General features: G+C 37.3%; 11 protein-coding genes. All 11 read left to right on the forward strand.

Features of this window, described 5'->3' with window-relative positions:
* Positions 1–2: 2 nt before the first annotated feature.
* Positions 3–1,955, forward strand: a complete 1,953-nt coding sequence (locus LNP81_RS24225) for an alkyl/aryl-sulfatase (protein ID WP_230039835.1) — start codon at positions 3–5, stop codon at positions 1,953–1,955.
* 10 nt (positions 1,956–1,965) lie between these two features.
* The gene (locus tag LNP81_RS24230) at positions 1,966–2,685 is read left to right on the forward strand and encodes a rhodanese-like domain-containing protein (protein WP_230039837.1); all 720 of its coding nucleotides are present in this window, start codon (positions 1,966–1,968) and stop codon (positions 2,683–2,685) included.
* A 313-nt stretch (positions 2,686–2,998) separates the two neighbouring features.
* Positions 2,999–4,615 carry a sulfatase-like hydrolase/transferase gene (locus tag LNP81_RS24235; RefSeq protein ID WP_230039839.1) on the forward strand — a complete coding sequence of 539 codons (1,617 nt, stop codon included), beginning with the start codon at positions 2,999–3,001 and terminating at the stop codon, positions 4,613–4,615.
* Positions 4,616–4,849: 234 nt separating this feature from the next.
* Positions 4,850–6,112: a YeiH family protein gene (locus tag LNP81_RS24240; RefSeq protein ID WP_230039841.1), complete on the forward strand. Its 1,263-nt coding sequence runs from the start codon at positions 4,850–4,852 to the stop codon at positions 6,110–6,112.
* 470 nt (positions 6,113–6,582) lie between these two features.
* Positions 6,583–8,229: an arylsulfatase gene (locus LNP81_RS24245; RefSeq protein WP_230039843.1), complete on the forward strand. Its 1,647-nt coding sequence runs from the start codon at positions 6,583–6,585 to the stop codon at positions 8,227–8,229.
* 960 nt (positions 8,230–9,189) lie between these two features.
* Positions 9,190–12,375, forward strand: coding sequence for a SusC/RagA family TonB-linked outer membrane protein (locus LNP81_RS24250; protein ID WP_230039845.1), 3,186 nt, complete (start codon positions 9,190–9,192; stop codon positions 12,373–12,375).
* Positions 12,376–12,405: 30 nt separating this feature from the next.
* Positions 12,406–13,869 carry a RagB/SusD family nutrient uptake outer membrane protein gene (locus tag LNP81_RS24255; RefSeq protein WP_230039847.1) on the forward strand — a complete coding sequence of 488 codons (1,464 nt, stop codon included), beginning with the start codon at positions 12,406–12,408 and terminating at the stop codon, positions 13,867–13,869.
* Positions 13,870–14,110: 241 nt separating this feature from the next.
* Positions 14,111–15,811 carry an amidohydrolase gene (locus LNP81_RS24260; protein ID WP_230039850.1) on the forward strand — a complete coding sequence of 567 codons (1,701 nt, stop codon included), beginning with the start codon at positions 14,111–14,113 and terminating at the stop codon, positions 15,809–15,811.
* A gap of 22 nt (positions 15,812–15,833) precedes the next feature.
* Entirely contained in the window at positions 15,834–15,986 is a 153-nt protein-coding gene (locus LNP81_RS24265; protein WP_230039852.1) for a hypothetical protein, read from the forward strand.
* A complete protein-coding gene (locus LNP81_RS24270) occupies positions 15,979–17,145 on the forward strand; it encodes an LLM class flavin-dependent oxidoreductase (protein ID WP_230039854.1) in 1,167 nt (388 codons plus the stop codon). Before LNP81_RS24265 ends, LNP81_RS24270 begins: the two co-directional genes overlap by 8 nt.
* A gap of 21 nt (positions 17,146–17,166) precedes the next feature.
* Positions 17,167–18,600 (forward strand): APC family permease, encoded by a 1,434-nt coding sequence (locus tag LNP81_RS24275; protein ID WP_230039855.1) that lies wholly within the window; start codon positions 17,167–17,169, stop codon positions 18,598–18,600.
* The last annotated feature ends 127 nt before the right edge of the window (positions 18,601–18,727 follow it).

Consider the following 18,727-nt stretch of genomic DNA (forward strand, 5'->3'; position numbering starts at 1 on the left):
CCATGAAAAAAAATCAAATAACGACCCTGTTAATAGGCTTTACCATTGCTGCAAACGCACAAGCGCCAAAACAGGCGTCAACTTTTACCCAAAAATCAAATGAGGCAGTATATTCAAAGTTAAACTTTGATGATACTGCCGATTTTACCGACGCCAAGAGAGGTTTTATCGCCACTCTTGCCGACGGTAAAATTCTTTCTAAAACCGGAAATATCGCAGTAAACCTGAACGATTTCGCCTTCATTAAAGGAAAATCTCCTGAAACGGTAAATCCTGCTTTATGGCGTCAGGCACAGCTCAACAACATCAACGGATTGTTTAAAATTACCAATGGCGTTTATCAGGTTCGTTCTTTTGATGTTGCCAATATTTCATTCATAGAAACCAAAAATGGTTATGTTGTCATCGATGCTTTAACTATTGGTGAAGCTTCTGCTGCCGCTTATGAATTGGTCAAAAAACACGTTGCCAATAAACCAATTCTTGCCGTAATTGTAACACACAGTCACGGCGATCATTACGGAGGTATTGAAGGTTTAGTTGCTGCCGAGGATATCAAATCCGGAAAAGTAAAATTTATTACACCAAAAGGTTTCTACGAAGAAGCTGTAAGCGAAAATGTGCTTTTAGGAAACGTAATGCGCCGAAGAGCCGGATATCAATTTGGGTTAAGTTTAGAAAGAAGTGCAACAGGTCAGGTTGATGTGGGATTAGGAAAACCGTTTTTAAGCGGAGGTTCTTCCTCTCTTTTGCAGCCTAATTTTGAAGTAGAGAAAACCGGACAAACGATCAATATTGATGGCCTGGATTTAATTTTTCAGCTTACGCCGAATTCTGAAGCTCCAGCCGAATTAACGGTCTTTGCTCCTGCCCAAAAAGTTTTCTTTTCTGCCGAAATTGCGAGTCATACCTATCATAATGTTCTAACGCCACGCGGTGCCAAAACCAGAGACGCAAAAGCCTGGGCAGGATATCTGGACGAAGCCATTGATTTATTTGGAGACAAAACTGAATTTATAGTTCCGTCGCACACCTGGCCGGTTTACGGACATGACAAAGGAATTACTTTTCTGGAAAAACAAAGAGATTTATACAAATACGTGCACGATCAAACTGTTCATTTGGCCAACAAAGGTTTGAATAAAGACGAAATTGCCGAAGAAATAAAACTTCCTGCCGAATTAGGCAAAGAATGGTACAACCGTGATTTTTACGGAACGGTAAAACACAATGCCAAAGCAACTTATCAATTCTACTTAGGTTGGTGGGACGGAAATCCTGCTGATTATGATAAACTACCACAAGTAGAATCGGCTAAAAAATATGTTGAATGGTTTGGCGGCGAAGAAGTTGCCTTGAAAAAAGCAACCGAAAGCTATCAAAAAGGAGAATACCGTTGGGTTGCCGAAGTCTTGAAACATATCATCTTTGCGAATCCTGAAAATGTTGCCGCTAAAAATTTACAAGCCGATGCTTTCGAACAAATCGCTTATCAAAGTGAATCCGGAATTTGGAGAGATTTATATTTATCCGGAGCAAAAGAACTTCGCGAAGGCGTAATTGTTCCTAAAAACCCTGTGAATCGTGCCGCAGGATTTTTGTCTACACTAACTCCCGAAGCTATTTTTGATTATTTATCCGTAACAGTTGACGGAACTAAAGCAGCCGGAAAAGATGTAAAATTGCGTTTCATTTTCCCGGAACTCAATAAAAACATTCTGGTTTATCTTAAAAACGGCGTTTTGCACCAAAGCCAAACCCGACCAAATGATAAAGCCGAATTCACCTTAACCATTCCAAAAGCCAAGTTTGTAGCTTTATTATCCAATCCTGAAACGGCACGCGACATTCTAACTTCTGACGGCGTTAGTTTTGAAGGTGATCCGTTTAAATTCAGAGAATTGGCGAGCACTTTCGAACCGGCAAATCCGTATTGGAATATTGTAACTCCATAAAATCAAAATCATGAAAAACAATATATTAAAAAGTAGTTTCGCAGCTGTATTTTTCATTTTTACAGTAGTAGGATTTTCACAAGATAAAGGCGCCAGTAGTGTTGTATTACTGGATGCTTTTTATGCGAAAATTAAAATCCAGAAAAATCCACAGATAATTGATGCCAGAGGTCCTGAAGAATTTGCGTTAAATCATATTGAAGGTGCTTTAAATTTCAATCTTAAATCAGAAAATTACGAGAAAGCTGTAGCGGCTTTAAATCCTTCGCAGCCTGTATTTATCTATTCTATTGCAGCTTACAGAAGCGGTCTTTTATCTACTGAATTAATAAAAAAAGGATTCTCTGAAGTCTATATTCTTGATGGCGGAATTGCAGCCTGGATTGGTGGCGGAAAACCTTTTTATTCGAATTTAAAAAGCAAATTATCCACACCGGAATACAAAAAAATCATTGCCGACAATACGTATGTTTTAGTAGACATTGGTTCTAAATATTGCGCCACCTGCAAAACCGTAAAACCAATTTTAGAAAATCTGAGAACACAATACGGAGAGAAACTTAAAATAGTTCAGATTGAGTTAGAAGAAAGCCCACAAGTTATTGCCGATTTAAAAACGGTAAAAGTCTTCCCTACTTTGATCTTGTATCAAAATGGTAAAATTGTATTCAAAAAAGATGGTTTAGGCGATTTGAAAAACGATGTTGATGTGGCTTTGGCTGTAAAATAATTTTTTTTCACGCAGATTCGGCAGATTCGGCAGATTATTATTTTACTAATTATTTTAATCTGTTTTTCGCAATCATAATCGCCATTTTGTCATCCCTAGGAACGAGGGATCTCCGCAAGAAACTAACGCAAAGTTTATGTAGCATGTCGAGCTACTAACGGAGATCCCTCGTTCCTCGGGATGACAAAAATGCGCTTAATAGCTTTGAGTGCAAACTTTGTCAAAGTTTAAAACTTTGACAAAGTTGTCGCCCTAAAAAATTAAGAGTTTCTATGCGTTTCAAAACAACATCCAAAATAAAAAAATAAAAACCATGGCATTATCAAAAACAAAAAAGATTCTTTTTTCCATTCTTACTGTAGTGGCAATTCTGGCTATCTTTTTATTCTGGCCCATCAATACCGATGGAACATTAATAAAACCAGACGCAAAACTACTCGCAGGAAAAACAGCATTTTTATCTGAAAAAGTTCCAACAGATTCCTCATTCAAAAAACCAAATATTATCATTCTTTTGGCTGATGATTTAGGGAAATATGATATTTCGTTGTACGGAGGAAAATCGACACCAACACCACAAATAGATTCTCTTGCAGAGTCAGGAGTTACGTTTCAGGATGGTTATGTTTCGGCTTCGATTTGTTCGCCTTCGCGTGCCGGAATTTTAACCGGTCGTTATCAGGAACGTTTTGGGCATGAATACCAGCCCGGAGATCGTTATCCAAAAAACAATCTCGAATATTACGGTTTCAAATATTTAATCAATACCAATAACTGGAGACTGAATGATAAAATCAATTATCCAAACGAAGCGTCGATCGCCACGCAAGGTTTGCCACAGTCTGAAATTACGTTTGCTGATCTCGCCAAAAGAGAAGGTTACAGCACAGGAATTATCGGAAAATGGCATTTGGGTCATAACAAAGGATTTTTTCCTTTAGACCGGGGTTTCGATTATCATTACGGATTTTATCAGGCATTTTCGCTTTACACTCCCGAAGATGATAATCCGGATATTATCAACCACCATCACAAAGATTTTACAGATAAAACAATTTGGGGAAATGGGCGCGTTGGCATAGGGCAAATTCGTCGTGATACTACGATTATTCATAATAAAGCCTATTTAACCGAAACATTTGCGGATGAAGCCGAAGCTTTTATTGATCGAAATAAAAAGAAACCATTCTTACTTTATGTTCCGTTTAATGCACCACATACGCCATTTCAGGTTCGTAAAAAATACTACGATCGTTTCCCGAATGTCAAAGACGAAAACAAACGTGTTTATTTTGCCATGATCAGCGCCTTAGATGATGCCGTGGGAAGAATCAGGGCAAAAGTTAAAAAAGAAGGTCTGGAAGATAACACTCTAATCATTTTTGCCAGCGACAACGGTGGCGCCGATTATACTTTTGCTACCACAAACGCACCATTAAAAGCCGGAAAATTTTCTCATTTCGAAGGCGGCGTAAATGTTCCGTTTGCACTTTCGTGGAAGGGAAAAATCAAACCGCATACTATTTATAAAACTCCCGTAAGTACGTTGGATATTTTTGCTACAATTGCCGCAGCCATACATTCTGATTTACCAAAAGACCGCGTTTATGATGGCGTTGATCTTGTAAGTACGGTCAATGAAAATAAAGAAGCGCACAAGACTTTATATTGGCGTTCCGGCGATGCAAAAGCCATCAGAAGCGGTGACTGGAAACTAATTATCAGCGGAAAAACGCACGAAGAATGGCTTTATAATTTAGCAAATGACAAGTCTGAAACAACCGATTTGGCTCAACAAAATCCTGAAAAAGTAAAAGAATTACATGTTGCCTTAAAAAACTGGGAAAAAGGTTTGGTGAAACCTTTATGGCCAAATCTAACCCATTATGAATTCGATTTTGGCAAACAAAAATATTTTGTCGATTTATAGTTAACATCATACAAACCCGACAGGTTTTAAAAACCTGTCGGGTTTAATTCAGAATATCTTTTAATTCGATTTTTTGAATAGCCTCCAGCTTTAGCTGGAGATTAGATTTAATAATATTTCAGGGCTTTAGCCAAATATAAAAGTTCGGCTAAAGCCAATGTTAATTACACAACAATAACCTAGCAGTCCCGAAGCCTCGGGATTTAAAACCTGTTAGGATAATAAAATAATACAATGTCAACCCCAACCAAACAATTCAACATTCACGAAGACTGGACCGTCGTAATTCTCGGATTTATCATCATCGGGATTTCCCTTTTTGTTTTTCTTCCCGAAGTTCCCGTTTTCAAATGGTCAACAGGAACCGATTTATTTCATGATGTCTTCGATCTTGAAAACCTAAAAGTCCTCAGATTACAGTTTTTATACCTGATTTCCATCGGAACTTTAGGTGCTTTTTTAATAGGTAAATCAGTAAAATACTTTTTATTAGGATTTCCTGTTGTTTATATCCTGACTGTTCTTGCCCTGATTATTGCCGGAAATACCGAAGTAAAAGGACTAAATCTCGAAGCTGTAATTTTTAGTTTGGGAATTGGTTTAGCGATTGGGAATTTCTTCAAACTTCCGGATTGGTTCAAATCAGCACTTTCGACAGAAGTATTTGTCAAAATTGGATTGGTGTTACTGGGAACGAGTGTTATTTTCTCGGATATTCTAAAAGCAGGTTCTTTAGGATTAATTCAGGCTTTGGTAGTTGTTTTATCCGTTTGGTATTTTGCTTTTTGGTTGTGTAAAAAATTAAAAGTCGATGATGAATTGACCATGATGATTTCGAGCGCGGTTTCTATTTGTGGTGTTTCTGCAGCAATCGCTACTTCGGGAGCTATAAAAGGAGATTCGAAAAAACTGTCTTACGTAATCTCGATTGTGCTGGTAACTGCAATCCCTATGATGATTTTCATGCCCATAATTGCCAAATATTTCAATTTTCCCGAAGAAGTTACCGGAGCCTGGTTAGGCGGAAGTATCGATACATCAGGTGCCGTTGTAGCTTCCGGATCTTTGGTTGGCGAAACGGCTTTGAAGATTAGTACGATTGTAAAATTTTCGCAGAATGTATTGTTAGGAATCGCTGCTTTTGCCATATCCGTTTATTGGACGTATACGCATAACAATTCGGCGGAAGCCATAGAATCAAAACCTACTTTGAGTGTTATTTGGGAACGTTTTCCAAAGTTTGTAATTGGTTTTATTGCTGCTTCTTTGCTCTTCTCTTTCCTGCTTACTGCTGAAACCAGAGATGCTGTAAAAGACAGTTTGAAAAATCTTCAGGGAATTTGGTTTGCACTTGCTTTTACGAGTATTGGTTTGGAAACCAACTTTAAAGATTTACTGAGTAATAATAGCAGAAAACCTTTGTATGCGTTTTTAATCGCACAATTATTCAATGTGATTATTACGTTGATTATTGCTTTTTTACTGTTTGGGAAATGATTTTTTTTTAAACACATAGAGACATAGCTTTTTGGAGTGTTTAAAAAAGTCGTTTCACTCGTAATAAAACACATAGCTATGGGAATGTAGAACCAGATTTTGAACTCGAGAACTATGTCAAAGTTAAAATTCAATGATTTAGACAAAAGTAACCACAATCATTGTCATCCTGAGCGAAGTCGAAGGACACACAAGTAGCTCGACAACGATTGTCGCTAATCTTTGCGGAGTTTCTTGCGGAGATCCCTCGTTCCTTCGGGATGACAAACTATGATTGGCCTAGCCCCGATAGAAGTGGAAATCCTTTTGTGTCCGCCACGGCGGACACAAAAGATTGGAACGGATAGCGGGATTAGCTCCTAAAAAAAGATTAGGTTTTATTATAAAAATCCCGGATGACAAAAATGAGAAGAATGGATTAAAATCCATCCCTACAATATAATTTTCGACACTTTAAAATATCAACAATAATGAAAAAAACACTTATTACACTAAACCTTCTACTTGCTGTAGTGGCTTTAAATGCACAAAACAAAACAACTGCTGAAAAACCCAATATCATTTTAATAATGGTCGATGATATGGGATATTCTGATTTAGGGAATTATGGTTCCGAAATTAAAACACCCAATCTCGATAAATTAGCCAGTGAAGGTTTACGCTTACGCGAATTTTACAATAACTCGATTTGTGCACCAACACGCGGTTCTTTGCTTACTGGGCAATATCAGCACAAAGCCGGAATGGGATTTTTTGATGTTAATTTAGGATTGCCGGCTTATCAGGGTTATCTCAACAAAGAATCTCTGACATTGGGAGAAGTTTTTCGTTCCGGTGGTTACAGCACTTTGCTTTCAGGAAAATGGCACGTAGGTTCTGAAGATCAGGCGCAGTGGCCCAATCAAAGAGGATTTGATAAATTTTACGGCATCCTGAAAGGAGCATCGAACTATTTTGATACCAAACCTTTGCCTTTTGGGAAAACACCTTATCCTGTAAAACTGATTCGTAATAATGAAGAGTTACACCCTAAAGATGATTCGTATTATTTTACAGATGAAATTGGGAATAATGCCGTGACTTTCTTAGACGAACAAAATAAAGAAAATAAACCGTTCTTTTTGTATTTAGCGTTTACGGCTCCGCATTGGCCATTACAGGCAAAACCTGTTGACATTGCCAAATACAGAGGGAAATTTGATGAAGGCTGGGATATTTTAAGAGAAAAAAGAATTGAAAAACTAAAAGCAAACGGTATTTTACCCGCCAATCAAACGGTTTCTGCACGAGATCCTGAAGTGCCGGAATGGAGTAAATTAACGTATGACGAAAAGCAATTCTGGAAAGCCAAAATGGAAGTTTACGCCGCTCTGGTCGATAATATGGATCAGAATGTGGGGAAAGTTTTGGAGAAATTAAAAGCGTTGAAGAAAGACAAAAACACGCTGATTATTTGCATTTCGGATAATGGTGCTCAAGGCGGTTTCAATACTTATAATCCGTTAGGAAGAGGTTTAGTAAGAAATGATGGGCCAGTTGGAACTTCGGGATCCTTTGATTATCAGGAACAAAACTGGGCTTATTTATCGAATACTCCGTTGCAGCAATACAAAAATAACATGCACGAAGGCGGATTCAGTTCGCCGTTTATTGCGTGGTTTCCATCAAAAATAAAAGCTGGCCGAATCGATAAAGGAACGGGACATATTATTGACCTTGCTCCTACTTTTTATGAATTGGCAGGAATTGAATATCCCAAACAGTATAATGGTGTGACGACAAACCCTTTGGTTGGGAGCAGTTTGTTGCCTGTTTTATTTAATAATGTTTCACAGGTCGATAGAGGCGCACCATTATTTTGGGAAAGAGCGGGCAACAGAGCCGTAAGAGATGGCAAATGGAAACTGGTTTCGACTTATCCTTCGTACGAATGGGAACTTTATAATATCGAAATCGATCGTGGCGAAACTACCAATGTCGCACAGCAAAATCCGGGAATTGTAAACCAACTTTCGGCTGCTTATTTTGACTGGGCAGATAAAACCGGAGTGGTTGAATACAGTAAATTCAAATTGAAAACGGAGGTTATGCCTGGCGGTGCAGCTTTGAAAAAGTAACTGGTTGTAGTTATTTTAAACAGTAAAAAAAGCGTTTCATTTATTTGCTGTACGTTTAAATTTTTCACGCAGATTTTGCAGATTGAGCAGATTCTTTTTTTATCGTTTAGAAATTTAATCTATTGTATTGATTTTAATAGTAAAAAAATATTTTCCTTTTTTGATAGGTATAAAAACCAGATTTCGATGTTTTAAAATAAAAACTAAGGAATTTTAAAATCTGCTCAATCTGCAAAATCTGCATGAAAATAAATACTCATTTGAGAATTACCACAAAAATAAATCTATATTTCTATTTACATAAAACCCTTAAAGACAGAAAAATAAGTATAAATATTTAACGTATACTTATTTTTTTGTTTTTTTTATTGAAATAAAATAAAATTCAAATCACTAGAAATCAATACATTAACACAAATTCCTATTCAATTTATAAGTTCCTCACCTCTATTCACTTAAAGAAAAATTAAAAAACTTTTGGTTTTTATTATATTAAATTTAACTTTGTCTATAGAATTAGTAGAGTTTAAAACCAAAACAACTTAATTTTGAAAACAACCGAAAGCATATCATTTTACATTCTTCCAAAAAAATATACTTATAACACTTTTTGTTATATGTGCTTCTGTTGTTAATTCCCTCACATTCTTTTCATTAAAAATCGATTTCTATCTAAAAAGAATCGTTTTTTTTTAACCTCAACGGTTTCTTATTGAATAATACACCATCATTTTGCTGCATTTTTTGCATCAGGAAGAAGTATCACGCATAACTATAAATCATCCGGAAACAATAATTAATACGAACAAACATGACACAAATACCACTACAAAATTGCTCCTAATATTTCTGCGGCAACAGAAATAGCAAGGCTAAAAGAACATTTATCACTCAATAAAACAATGCGCAGGACATCCAATCTTCCGTCATTTTTTAATTACAAAAAATCAATAACCAAGAATGAAAAAAAATACCAAACTTATTTTATGGATTAGCATTTTGTTTATCTCCATCGGAATAAATGCTCAAGACACAGCACCCAATATTCAATCGAAACTAAGCGGAACGATTGTGGATCAAATATCAAATCAGCCTATTATTGGCGCTTCGGTAAACATAAAAGGAACTACACACGGCGTTGAAACGGATATCGACGGAAAATTTTACTTTCAGACAGGACAAAAATTCCCTTATACTTTAGTTATTAATTATATCGGTTACAATTCTAAAGAAATAATCGTAGACGGAAGTCCGGTGGTAATAAAACTAACAGAACAAGTCGAGAAACTAGATGAGATTGTTGTTGTAGGTTACGGAACATCGGCAAAAAAAACCTTTACAGGAGCAACTTCAAAAATTGATGCACAGCAAATAGCGAATCGTCCGGCACAAAGTTTCGATCAGTTGTTAGGCGGTCAGGCTTCAGGATTAAACATTGTACAACCAAGCGGATCATTAAACAGTACGCCGGTAATCAGAATTAGAGGAATCAACTCGATCACCAGTTCACTTTATCCTTTGGTTATTGTTGATGGTGTAACTGTATTTACAGGAACTGCGGGAGGCGCTATAGGCAACAATCCGTTATCTGATATTAACCCAAACGATATCGAATCTATCGATGTGCTGAAAGATGCTTCGGCAGCAGCCATTTACGGTTCACGTGCAGCAAACGGAGTTATCGTGATTACGACTAAAAAAGGAAAAAAAGGAAAAGTAAATGTCAATTATGATGTTTGGGTAAGCTGGAACAAAGCTTCGAATTTACCAAAACTGCTGAATGCCGAAGATTATGTAAGCATTAAAAACGAAGCCAGAACCAATGCAGGACTTACACCCGGTTTTGCTTTAGGTCAAAATGCCGACGGATCGACAATAGGAACTAATTGGTACGATGTGGCTTATCATACAGGAGTTTCACAAAATCATAATTTAAGCTTCTCTGGAGCAACAAATTCTACCAGTTATTTTATTTCGACCAACTATTCTAATCAGGAAGGAATTTTAAGAACGAATGAATTTGTGCGAAAAGGAATCCGATTGAATTTTGAACATAAGCTGAATAACTCCCTTACTTTAGGAACTAATTTCTCTTATAACAACTCCTTAAATTCAGGTCCAAATTCAGGTTCATCGACACCCAATTCTATTGGATCTTCGGCTGGAAATGCCGTGAATACGCAATACATTGGTTTACAACCTTTAGGAAGACTTACATATATTTTACCATCCAACGTTTCGGTTTACAATCCTGATGGTTCTTACAACATCAATCCGAGTAACGGAAATATAGGATATGGCGCAAACAGCCCTTCATTAGGTGTTTTTAATGCCTATAATTTACAAACTATTTTAGATTTAGATAAAAACACTTCTGAAAATAACACTTTTATCGGAAGCATTTATGCCGAACTTGAAATCATCAAAAACCTGAAATTCAAAACGGTGTATGGCATCAATAATTTTGTCGTAGAAAATAAGGAATTCAGAAATCCGTATAGCGGAGATGGTTTTTCTACCAAAGGAGCTGCAACAAATTCCAACACCAAATACTCGAGATCAAACTGGACCAATACCCTAACCTACTCAACTGTATTTGATCAAAAACACAATTTGAAAGTGCTTTTGGGACAAGAGAAAAATGTTCGCGAAATTGACGGTTGGGGCGCTATAAAAACAGGTTTAACAGATCCTTTCTTTACCAGTTATCAAGGTGGATTTACAACTATTGCACCTGGCCCTTCTGTTCAGACAGAAAATGTATTGCTTTCTTATTTTAGCAGCATTGCTTACGATTATAGCAAAAAATATTTGCTGAACCTTAATTTCAGAAGAGACGGATTATCTGCTTTGGCATCTGGGAACAAATGGGGAAATTTTGGAGGGGCTTCTATTGGATGGAATGTATCTGAAGAAGATTTCTTTAAAGGTTCATCTATAAAAAATGTTTTAAATGCTTTTAAAGTTCGTGCGAGTTACGGAATTGTAGGTAACAGCGAATTGAATGATTATGCCGCTTTATCACAATATTCAGCAGGTACTTACGCCGGAGTTCCAACGCTTAGTTTTTCACAGTCTGGAAATCCGGATTTAAAATGGGAAACCAGCAAAAAGTTTGACTTTGGAATCAACTTTGGATTGTTTGATAACCGAATCACTGTTGAAGCTGATTATTATAAAAACAACATCAACGATTTGATTTTGAATGCGCCTCAGTCTTTATCACAAGGAATTCCGAATAACTCGATTGCAGCAAACGTGGGATCTTTATACAACAAAGGATTTGAACTTTCGATTAATGCCAACATCATAAACGACAATGATTTTCAGTGGAATGCAAGTTTTAATTTATCTACCATCAAAAACAAAGTGACTTCACTAGGCGGTTACGGAGATATTTATCCAACGGCTTTAAGCACTTTCGGAATCCAGAATATTACAAGAGAAGGCTATTCTGTAGGATCTATTTTCGCAGTACCAACTAACGGAGTAAATCCTGAAAACGGAAACCGCGTTTATGTAAATGCCAATAATGAAGAAGTACAATACAATGCGCTTACAAAAGCTTTTACGTATCTCAACGGAGCTACTGCGCCGGCAATCGACAACTATCGTGACGGTCGTATTCAGGGACCTTCGTTACCAACATATTATGGAGGTTTGAATAACAATTTATCTTATAAAAATTTCGATTTAACGATTGGTTTAACCTTTTCCGGCGGAAACAAATTGTACAACGGGACAAGATCTACTTTATCAGATCAGCGTTTTTTCAACAACGGAACTTTCATCAAAGATCGCTGGACCACTCCGGGACAAGTTACAGATGTTCCTAAGTTAATTTACGGAGACAGTTTCTCAGGTGGTTTCTCGTCAAGTAACTCTGCTTATGTTGAAGACGGATCTTATTTAAAAGTAAAAAACATCATTTTAAGCTATAGAATTCCGGTGAAGAACGAGTTGGTCAACAAATACATTTCATCTGCAAAAGTATATGCTCAGGGCTCTAATTTATATACCTGGACAAAATACCGCGGTTCAGATCCTGAGATTTCCATCAACGGAAACTCCATCAATTCAGGGAAAGATCAAAACGTGCCGGCCAATTCAGTAGTATTCACTTTAGGACTTAATGTAGGTTTCTAGGCATTCATCTTAATTAAAAATAAAAACATCATGATTTTCAATTATAAAAAAAGCATACAAAAAACCTTGATTATTACGCCATTTCTAGCCTTATTATTGACAGGATGTAGTGATAATGCTTTAGATACTGTTCCTGAAACGAGCATTTCTACAGAAACTGCTTTCAGCACACCAGCCAAAATTTTAGGTCAGGTAAACGGACTTTACGGTCAGTTTAGCAATCCCTCTTTTTACGGTGGCCGATTCATTATTTTTAATGAACAAAGAGGCAATGAATTCAGCCAGAATGATGGTAACAATTCAACCGGAGCCAATGTCTGGAATCAAACCATTACCTCATCAGGAGATTTTGTAAACTCGGTTTGGAGCGTTGCCTATACGACGATTAACTTTTCGAATATTCTGATCGACAATCTGGCAACTTCTACTGTTGTTACTGAAGATTTACGTAAAAATTATATTGCCGAAGCCAAATTTGTAAGAGCTATTTCGTATCTAAGTTTGGTACAAACCTATGCAAAACCTTATGCACAAAATAGTGCTGCATTGGCACTTCCGCTAAGATTAAAAGGAAACACATCAGGCGGACTCAATGACTTTGCTTTTAGTAGTGTTGCCGATGTTTACACTCAGATTTTAAAAGATCTTGACGAAGCCGAAGTTGATTTACCGGAGAGCTATTCCACCGGAATTCTTACGGCTTCAAGAGCGCACAAAGCTACTGCGATTGCTCTAAAAACAAGAGTATATTTAAGCAAAGGCGATTATGCAAAAGTAATTTCAGAAGCCAGTAAACTGGTTCCTGCAACAGCTCCTTTCCAATACGTTTCCGGAAGTTTGACACATCGTTTAGAACCAAATGTTGCCACCGTTTTTGGAGGTTCTTATGTAGGGAACGAAGCGATATTTTCGATTCCGTTTACAACCGCGGCAGAAGCTCCGGGATTGCAAAGCGCACTTGGAGGAAACTACTTAACTCCGGTTATCTATTTTAATACCGCAGCAATAATTGCTGATCCTGTTTATGCTTCGGCAACTTCTGCAGATGCCAGAAAAGGTTTGGTTATCACCAATGCAACCGGACAAAAACTATTGAACAAATTCAAGAAAAATGGTGCGCCTTTTACAGATTATGTTCCGGTGATTCGCTATGCCGAAGTTTTATTGAATTATGCCGAAGCCGCTGCTCAAAGTGACAATTTGCCTTTAGCACAATCTTTATTGGCAGCAGTAAGAAATCGTTCTGATGCCGCTTACGTTTTCACAACCGGAGTTGCTACAAAAGACGAATTGATTGCCACTATTTTAAACGAAAGAAGAATAGAATTAGTAGGCGAAGGATTCCGTACACCGGATTTATTGCGACGAGTTCAGGCGCTTCCTGCCAAAACAGGAAATGCAGGCGCTGCACCTGAAGTTTTACCAACAGCAGCCAATTATGTCTGGGCAATACCAAGTAACGAATTAGCTTATAACAAACTGGCTCCTAGATAGAATACTATTAGATATAATTATAAAAAATTAAAATTAAACACATAGAAACATAGCTTTTAAAAACTTTAAAAAAGGCGTTTCACTCGCATTAACAAACATAGCTATGTGTTAGAAACTAGTTTCTTTCAAATTTTCGTTTTTCTAAAAAGCCCAAAACCTATGTTTCTATGTGTTTAAAATAATTATCCTCAACAGTTCATTCACTATAGCATTTATAAAAAACAAAAAAAGAAATAACGAAATGAAAACTAATTTAAAATATCTGGCTGTACTCTTCGCTACGACGATTATCAGTGCACAGCAAAAAAACACCGCCGAGAAAATTTTCATCAACGGTAATATCATTACGGTTGATGCCAAAAATAGTACTGCGCAAGCTGTTGCAGTAAGTAATGGCAAAATTCTGGCTGTTGGAACAAATAGTAAAATCGAAAAATTAAAAGACAAGAATACGATCGTTGTCGATCTGAAAGGCAAAACAGTAGTTCCCGGATTTATTGACGGTCACAGTCATTTTATGGGTTTATCAAGATCGACTACAGTAAATGTAGGTTCGCCGCCAATGGGCGATGTTAAAAATATTGCCGATTTAGTAAGCCGTATTCAGGATTTTCAGAAGAAAAATAATGTCGCTCCAGGCGAATGGATCGATGCTTACGGATATGATCAGGATCAGCTTGAAGAAAAAAGACACCCGAATAAGGAAGATCTTGACGCTGCTTTTCCTAACAATCCGGTAACGATTACAAATATTAACGGGCATATGTCGGTTTCGAATTCGTATGCTTTAAAACTTTCAGGAATTGATGCCACTACAGCAAATCCTCCAGGAGGCGCGATAGAAAGAAAAAAAGGTACCAACGAACCTACAGGATTATTACAGGAAAATGCAAGCCGATTATTGAAAAGGCCAGCCAAACCAGCTCCAACTTTAGACGAACAAATAAAAGGTTTAAAAGAGCAACAATTGTTTTATGCCAGCAATGGTATTACAACGGCTCAGGACGGATATTCAAGTTACGAATCAGTCGAATTATTGCATAAAGCGGCAGAAAGAAACGAGTTGTTTATCGATATTGAAGCTTTGCCGGGTTATCCTACTTTAGAAAAAGTATTAAAAAATCCTGACTTTAAATTTGGCGTTCTAAAAAATCACTTAAAACTAGCCGGTACCAAAATGATTGCCGATGGTTCGCCTCAAGGTAAAACTGCTTTTTTTAGTAAATCATATTTGGTAGAAGTTCCGGGTTGTAACCACGATGTATGTACCGGTTTTGCCAATATTACACAGGAACAGTTTAATGATCTTGTTATTAAAGCATTCCAAAATAATGTTCGTCCGTTTGTGCATTGCAACGGAGATGCAACTATCGATATGTATCTGAAAGCGATAGAAAATGCCAATAAAACTTTAAATACGAATAGTAACGACCGCAGACCAGTGACCATTCACTCTCAGTTTGTGCGACCAGATCAGCTTGATGATTATAAAAAACTGGGAATTATTGCGGCTTTCTTTAGCAATCACGCTTTCTTTTGGGGTGACGTACACGTTCGCAATTTAGGTGCAGATAGAGCTAATTTTTTAAGCCCATTAAAAACTGCCATCAAAAAAGGAGTTGTAGCAACAAATCATACAGATTATCCGGTTACGCCACTAAACCAGTTGTTTTTATTGTGGACATCGGTAGAAAGAAAATCCCGTTCAGGTCAGGTTATTGGTCCGGATGAAAGACTTACTCCTATCGAAGGACTGCGTGCCATCACGATAAACGGTGCTTACGAATATTTCGAAGAAAATAGCAAAGGTTCTATCGAAACTGGAAAACTGGCCGATTTAGTAGTGCTTTCTGATGATTTAACAAAAATAGATCCTTCTAAAATAAAAGACATTACAGTTCTCGAAACGATAAAAGAAGGTAAAACAGTTTTTAAAAAATAATCAATAATTAAAACTCAAAAATATGAATCAGATCAACCTAAATCCCGCACCTGTTGTATCAATGAGAATTAAAAATACTGAAATTTCCTGGTCGAGCGAAGCTGATAAAAACGCACAGGAAAACAAGAACAAAAAATTGAAAAAAAGCTTAAAAAAGAAAAGAAAAAATGATTGAAGGTAAAATTGAAACAGTAGCCATTAGAACCCCGGAAAGAGTCGCAGAAATTTCCTGGTTCAATGACATTATTGGTGGAGATACAGCATATTTAGGTGTTCTGGATAATGATCGCCGAAGCAGTTACGAGCATTGTCGTGACATTACATTAGAAGCAGAAAAACTAGGTTTCAGCAACATTTTATATCCATCAGCTTATACCGTAGGACAAGACGGATTGGCTTTTGCAGCAAGCGTTGCACCGGAAACCAACAAGATTACATTTTTGCTCGCGGTTCGTACCGGAGAAGTGCATCCGCCTATGTTGGCGCGAGCTATTTCTTCGTTAGATCACATGCTGAAAGGAAGATTGATCTTGAATATCATCAACTCTGATTTGCCGGGAACTCGTGAAGATCCTAATCTAAGATACCAACGATGTTCTGAAGTTATTCAGATTTTACAACAAGGCTGGACACAAGACAGAATCTCGCACAAAGGAGAAATTTATCAGTTTGATTTGCCATCAGATCCTGTAAAATCCTATCAGCAAAACGGCGGTCCATTATTGTATTTTGGAGGAACTTCCCCTGGTTCCAGAGCTGTTTGCGCGAAACATTGCGACGTGTTTTTGACCTGGCCGGAATCTGAAGAATCAATGTACGCCACTCTGAAAGAAATGAGTGAACGCGCTGCCGCAGAAGGAAGAACCATCGATTTCGGGTTAAGAATTCACGTTATAGTTCGTGAAACGCAGGAAGAAGCAAGAGCTTACGCGAAAAAGCTAATTTCAAAATTTGATGAGAAAAGAGGTTTAGAAATCAGAAGCCGTGGCGAAGATTCACGTTCGTTAGGTGTTTTAAAACAAGATGAATTAAGAGAAACTTCGGATGAAGAGGGATATGTAGAAGATATCTTATGGACCGATATTGGTAAAGTTTTCTCCGGCTGCGGAAGTGGTTTGGTAGGAAGTGCCGATCAGATTATAGAAAAACTAAACCGCTACATGGATATGGGTTTCAGATCTTTTATTTTTTCCGGTTTTCCTTTGATTGAAGAAGCGAATTATTTTGCCAAATTGGTTTTGCCGCGTTTGCCGAATGCATCGTTGCCTCATTTACAAGGAAGAATTCCGCAAGAAACACCTACAACACCTTTGACCAATGCCGAATTGGTTTAGTTATAAAAACAAAAAATCAGAATGTCAGAAATAGAAAAAAAACAAGAATACAAAAGAGAACTCGGTCTTGCCGATGCAGCCTTATTGGTGGCCAGCGGAATGATTGGTTCGGGAATTTTTATTGTGAGTGCCGATGTTACGCGTAATGTGGGATCAGCGGGCTGGTTGATTTTAGTTTGGTTAATTGGCGGATTCATGACATTGATTGCTGCTGTGAGTTATGGCGAATTGAGTGGCATGTTTCCTAAATCAGGAGGTCAGTATATTTATCTAAAAGAAGCCTACAATCCGCTTGTGGCCTTTGTATACGGATGGAGTTTGTTTACCGTAATTCAAACCGGAACTATTGCTGCGGTTTGTGTATCGTTCTTTAAATTTCTGGCGTATTTTTTTCCGCTTTTCAGCGAAGATTTGGTCGCTTTCAGGATTGGAGATTCTTTCACCATTTCGCCCGCACAACTCTCCTCTATTGTCTTGTTGTTCGTTTTAACGTACATCAATACCAAAGGCGTAAAACTGGGAAAAGTGATTCAGAAGTTTTTCACGGGAACTAAATTGATAAGCTTACTAATTCTGATTGTCTTCGGGTTTATCTTTTTCAAACCCGAAGTGTGGCAGGCAAACTGGACGAATCCGTTTCATTTACAAAAGCTAAATCCGGACGGTTCGTTTTTACAATACACTAATACACCCGCTTTTTGGGGCGCAATTGCTTCGGCATTAGTCGGAACGGTAATTAGCTATGATGCCTGGAATAATGTGACGTTTGTTTCGGATGAAATAAAAAATCCAAAACGAAATATTGGTTTGAGTTTGCTTTTAGGAACTGCCGTTGTTACGATTATTTACGTTTCGGTAAATGTAATGTTTACAGCCGTTTTGCCTGTTGAAGCTATTGGAACTCCGGAAAAAGATCGCGTTGGTATTGCTGCAGCACAGGCTATTTTTGGCTCAAGCGGAACTTCGATTATTGCATTAATGATTTTGATTGCTTCTTTTGGTTGTGCCAACGGAATGATTTTATCGGGCGCAAGAGTCTACCAAAGTATGGCAAAAGATGGTTTGTTTTTTAAGAAAACAGCGATTTTAAACAAACATTCGGTTCCTGCAAATGCGCTTTGGATTCAGTTTTTTATGGCCGTGATTTTAAGTTTAAGCGGTCGTTACGGAAATTTATTAGACATGATTTCTTTTGTAGTGGTATTATTTTACGTGATTACCATTGCCGGGATTTTTGTTTTAAGAATTAAAAAACCGCAACACGAAAGACCGTACAGAGCTTTTGGATATCCGTTTTTACCTATTATTTACATTATTTTAGGATCAGCCTTTTGTGTTTTATTAATCATTTATAAACCTACTTATACCTGGCCGGGATTAATCATCGCCGGTATCGGAATACCTGTTTTTTATATTAGAGAGAAATTTTCAAAACGAAAAATTACAGACATTTAAAACAATGCGCATAATTATTCTAACACATAGAAACATAGCTTATGGTTGCTTAAAAAAGGTGTTTTACTTAGAATAAATCACATAGCTATGTGAAGAAATGTATTTCTTTTTGTCTCCTTTCAGATAC

Origin of the sequence: Flavobacterium piscisymbiosum, from assembly GCF_020905295.1 — a bacterium.
In the GTDB taxonomy this organism is placed as follows: Bacteria; Bacteroidota; Bacteroidia; order Flavobacteriales; family Flavobacteriaceae; genus Flavobacterium; species Flavobacterium piscisymbiosum.